This window comes from Bacillus sp. GMs2/2 (genome assembly GCF_050172095.1).
GTDB lineage: Bacteria > Bacillota > Bacilli > Bacillales > Bacillaceae_G > Bacillus_A > Bacillus_A cereus.
The window spans coordinates 1-4,751 of the sequence record NZ_JBNLYE010000309.1 but is presented as its reverse complement, the minus strand read 5'-3'; the positions used below and the strand labels follow the sequence as shown (position 1 = coordinate 4,751).

Sequence of the window (4,751 nt, the reverse complement as noted above, 5' to 3'; positions counted from 1 at the left end):
TAAGAGAAGGTGTGCTTAAAGAAGTTAAATTAAATAAGGAGCTGTTTTATTATATGCAACAAAATAATGATTTAAATTTTGAACCTCAAGACGTTAATATTGTCAATCCTAAACAAGCCAGGAAAGCAGTAATTGCTACTGGTATAGGGAACGCAATGGAGTGGTTTGACTTCGGATTATACGCGTATTTAGCGGTAATTTTAAGTCAATTATTCTTCTCAGGTGTTGATAATAGTGGATTGCAACTTGTACTTACATTCGGTACATTTGCAGCAGCCTTTCTCGTTCGACCAATCGGAGGTGTATTCTTTGGTAGAATAGGAGATAAGTACGGCCGAAAAATCGTGTTAAGTACTACTATTATTTTAATGGCACTTTCTACATTATTCATCGCATTACTACCAACCTATGAACAAATTGGTGTATGGGCACCAATACTACTTTTAGTTGCCCGAATGATTCAAGGCTTCTCTACAGGCGGCGAATATTCAGGAGCAATGGTTTATATCGCAGAATCTTCTCCAGATAAAAAGCGTGGTATACTCGGTAGTGGTCTTGAAATTGGAACACTCTCAGGTTACATTGCTGCATCGGTAATTGTTACCATTTTGACGTTATTGTTAACAGATGAGCAAATGCTCAGCTGGGGATGGCGTATTCCATTCTTAATAGCTGCACCAATTGGTTTGGTCGGTTTATACTTACGCCGTCATCTAGATGAATCTCCAATCTTTGAAGAGATGGAAAAAGCACAAGAGGAATCTGAAGACAATGAACAATTTTCATTTATGGATATTATTAAATATCACAAAAAAGACTTCTTATTAAGCACAGTAATTGTCGCCTTCTTTAATATTACAAATTATATGATTCTTTCGTATATTCCTTCTTATCTAACTCAAGTACTTAAAGTCGAAGAAACAACAGGCTTATTAATTATTTCTATTACGATGGCACTTATGATTCCACTAGCACTATATTTCGGTAAATTAAGTGATAAAATTGGTAATAAACGCGTTGTGCAAATTGGTTTACTTGGTTTAACTGTATTTGCAATTCCAGCATTTTTACTAATAGGTAACGGACATATTGCAGCTATATTTGCAGGTATTTTCGTACTAGGTTTCTTCTTAAGTGTATATGAAGGAACATTACCTTCATTATTACCATCACTCTTTTTCACTGATGTACGTTATCGAGCACTTTCGATCTCATTTAATATTTCTGTATCGATATTCGGTGGAACAACACCGCTCGTATGTTCATACTTAGTTCATGCAACTGGTAACCCGCTCGCACCGGCATTTTATTTAGCAGGTGTAAGTATTATTGGATTAGTTGTATTTAGTGTACTATTCGTTACGACTTCAGGGCGTGCGCTAAAAGGTTCATATCCTACAGTAGAAACGAAAAAAGAAGCACACCAAATCGCTAAAGAAGATCCTGAAGAAACACTTTGGTGGCATGAAGAGTCATTAGAAATTGAAGCAGGGAAGAATGCTTCAATTTAAAAAGCAACGTAGAAGTATAAAAAGACTCCTATGAATATAGGAGTCTTTTTGTTACGTTATTTCTTTCGTTTCTTCAAACTTTTTTGATATGCATAAAGCTTATGAATCTCTTCCTTAAATTCATGTAGAAGTACAGTGTTTGCACCATTTGAATAACGCACAGTATTATAAGCATCTATAATAATATCACTTTGAATATTTACATCTTCTTCATCGCTTATTCTTTCTAGCCAAGTCTCAACAGTTTCTCCCCGTTTTCTATTTAAAGGAGGGGTTAACTTACTCTCTAGCTTGAAAATTTCCTTCCGAATTTCGTTATGTGGCGGTTTATTTCGTTTAAAACGATTTTGGCTCATTCCTTCTTTATCAGTAATGATAGTAGATTCGAAGGCGGGCATATTTGGAAAACTTAAATGTTTTCGTTTTTTTACTATTTTCCAAACCACGTAAATAGCGATAGCTGTACAGACTATTATTGTAGCGCTATTTATGAGTATTGGATCAAAATCAGGAATTTTTTTCCCATCTTCAATTTTGGGTTTTAAGAGATGTCCTTTATTTGCCCAAACATCTTCAGTATCTTTTAATTCCGCTGCTTTAATTAATGGCATTAAAGCATAGCCGACGCCTAATGCGACTACTTCCGTTATAAAACCAAAAATAAGTCGAATGAAAGGAAATACTTGAACAATGAATATACTCATTAAGCCAATCGTAATGATAGAAGCAAAACGTAATAGTTGTTGTTTGCGATTTGCCCCGGTTAACCAAAATGTAATCATAAGATGCAAGGCTAACATTAATAGTTTCCACAACGGTGGAAAGGGTGCATAAAATATAACTGAAACGACAAACCATACAATACCACCTAAAGATTTTTGAACTGGATATCCAGGTCCGACCACATGCACGATAAAGAAAAATAGTGGTAATATGATTGTGCCAAAAAGAGAAAAAGGTAAAAATAAAGAGAAAAGAACGATTTGAAGAACTAAAAGTATTACAAATCCTGTTGTTTTTTTCTGCATAAATTTATGAACAAGAAATACTCCAATATAGCCTGTTGTTAAAAATATTGCAATACTAATTAGTTCATCTCTTTCTGTTAATAATGAAAGCAGGAGGAGCAGAATGAAATCATGAATGTGATATAGCCAAGTTTTCAACTGGTTCCACCATCCCTTCACTAGTAATGAGAAACGTTGGCTGCGAGAGAAGAGGGAGTTCATTTCTTTGTAAACCAATGTATATCATTGTAGACGATCGTTCTCTCTTTCTCTTTACATAATGAAGGAATCCTTGTTTCGGAAGTAACGTACTATCATCTGAAATACGGGCTAATTCTTCTAAAGCTTTTGCATATTGTGTTTGTCCTTCATTTAACGGTACATGTAATGCACCGCCTTCTGCTAATACACTAATAAACAATTCAAACGGAATGTGGTGCTTCGTTGTGTACTGGAAAATGTATGTTGCATATGAAATAAGTTCTTCTACATTATCTTTCCAACCAAATCCACGATCGGCAGCTAAAGAAAGACAAATCGTCCAACTATAATTTTTTACAGGTTCATATTGCTTCGCTTGTAATTGTTGCATTTTAGCAGATGCCTTCCAATGAATAGAGCGGAAAGACTCACGCTCATATCGCTTTACACCGATAATAGATGTTTCATCATTGTAAAAAGAAAAATTCGTTCGATAAAATCCATTCAAAAGTTGCTGAAGTTCTTGCAAACCTGCTACTTCTTTAGGAGAAGGATACACAATAATTTCAGTCCTTAATTTATCAAAAACAGGTAAATGTACAGTTAATAGATGAAATGGATCTTTTAATACACATTCAAACTGTTCAATTTGAAACACACCACGCTTCGTTGCGGTTAATGTTAAACCCCATTTTTGTGCCGAATGTGCGGGTTGTGAAAATGGGAAAGAGAATAATGTTTTTGATATTTGTTCAATGCCTTGCTCTTTATGCGGTATAAGGGACGAATTTAAATGAAAGTAACAAACACCATTAACGAGCGGTATGCTGGCTCCATTTTTTAGATGAATAAAAAACTGTCCAGATTCCTCAGGAAAAAGCCGTGTAGTTTGTTTCTCATTTATGATTTGAAACTTCTTCTCTATGAAAGCGACATATTTATAAATAAAAATCGCAAATATATAATAGAAGAAAAAGAGAAACATAAGCATTCGTTGCGGGAAAAAGAATGTGAAAAGTAACGCGATTGGAACGGTTAGTTGAATAATATGGAGTTGAAAAAATAAAGGCACAGTTACAACACGCTGTCCATTCATGCTTGCTCAATCTCCACAGGTACGTCAACTTCTTTTAAAATACTTTTCATAATATCATTTTTTGTCGTACGTAATGCACCTTCCATTGATAAGACGATACGGTGATTCCAAACAGAAGTAACTAACAATTGTATATCTTCTGGTGTGCAATATTCTCTCCCGCGTAAAAAGGCTAAAGCTTGAACAGCACGTACTAAAGCTAATGTGGCACGTGGGCTTACACCGTTAGCGATATAATCATGATTTCTTGTAGCATGAGCAAGTTTAATAATGTAATGTTCTAACGGTTCCGAAACAAATATTTCTTTTACTCGTTTTTGAGATTCTAAAATATCTTCTAATGAGATGACAGATGTGACACTTTCTAATGGTAAATCGTTCCGAAAACGTCGCATCATTTGTAGCTCATCTTTAGGAGTAGGATAACCGATTGAAATCGTCATTAAAAAGCGATCAAGCTGTGCATCTGGAAGAGGGAAAGTCCCTTGTGATTCAATTGGGTTTTGCGTCGCAATAACAAAGAACGGTTTCGGCAGAGGCGTAGATTGTTTTTCGAGCGTCACTTGTCGTTCTTCCATCGCTTCTAACAAACTCGACTGCGTTCTCGGCATTGCACGGTTAATTTCATCTGCCAGCAAAATGTTTGTCATAACTGGTCCAATTCTTAATTCGAATTCGCTTGTTTTTGGGTTGAAGTATTCAATACCTGTTATATCACTTGGAAGTACATCGGGGGTGAATTGAACGCGAGAAAAACTACCACCAATACTTTTGGAAATGGTTTTCGCCAGTAACGTTTTCCCAGTACCAGGCACGTCTTCGAGTAGTGCATGTCCATCAGCAAGAAGTGAAACGAGCAGTAGATCAATAACATTTTCTTTCCCAACAAACACAGATCCGATGTTTTCTTTCAATTTATTTATCATATGTACCATT

4 protein-coding genes are annotated in these 4,751 nt (G+C 35.6%); 1 reads left to right on the top strand and 3 read right to left on the bottom strand.

Annotated elements, in window-relative coordinates:
* Positions 1–53 precede the first annotated feature (53 nt).
* Positions 54–1,511 carry an MFS transporter gene (locus ACQGS6_RS23110; protein WP_001186926.1) on the top strand — a complete coding sequence of 486 codons (1,458 nt, stop codon included), beginning with the start codon at positions 54–56 and terminating at the stop codon, positions 1,509–1,511.
* A 56-nt stretch (positions 1,512–1,567) separates the two neighbouring features.
* On the opposite strand, the gene ACQGS6_RS23105 is transcribed toward ACQGS6_RS23110, so the two are convergent.
* From ACQGS6_RS23105 to ACQGS6_RS23095, 3 genes are read right to left on the bottom strand one after another with little or no spacing between them, the layout of a single operon-like run.
* Positions 1,568–2,677 (bottom strand): DUF4018 domain-containing protein, encoded by a 1,110-nt coding sequence (locus tag ACQGS6_RS23105; RefSeq protein WP_426965664.1) that lies wholly within the window; start codon positions 2,675–2,677, stop codon positions 1,568–1,570.
* Complete coding sequence (locus ACQGS6_RS23100; protein ID WP_001014390.1) at positions 2,649–3,815, bottom strand: DUF58 domain-containing protein; 1,167 nt, start codon at positions 3,813–3,815, stop codon at positions 2,649–2,651. Before ACQGS6_RS23100 ends, ACQGS6_RS23105 begins: the two co-directional genes overlap by 29 nt.
* Complete coding sequence (locus ACQGS6_RS23095) at positions 3,812–4,741, bottom strand: AAA family ATPase (RefSeq protein ID WP_426965665.1); 930 nt, start codon at positions 4,739–4,741, stop codon at positions 3,812–3,814. The genes ACQGS6_RS23100 and ACQGS6_RS23095 overlap by 4 nt, the downstream gene beginning before the upstream one ends.
* Positions 4,742–4,751 lie beyond the last annotated feature (10 nt).

Bases quoted from the DNA above. Each gene is read 5' to 3' on its own strand.
- ACQGS6_RS23110 (WP_001186926.1), top strand. From the start codon at position 54: ATGCAACAAAATAATGATTTAAATTTTGAACCTCAAGACGTTAATATT.
- ACQGS6_RS23100 (WP_001014390.1), bottom strand. From the start codon at position 3,815: ATGAATGGACAGCGTGTTGTAACTGTGCCTTTATTTTTTCAACTCCAT.
- ACQGS6_RS23095 (WP_426965665.1), bottom strand. From the start codon at position 4,741: ATGATAAATAAATTGAAAGAAAACATCGGATCTGTGTTTGTTGGGAAA.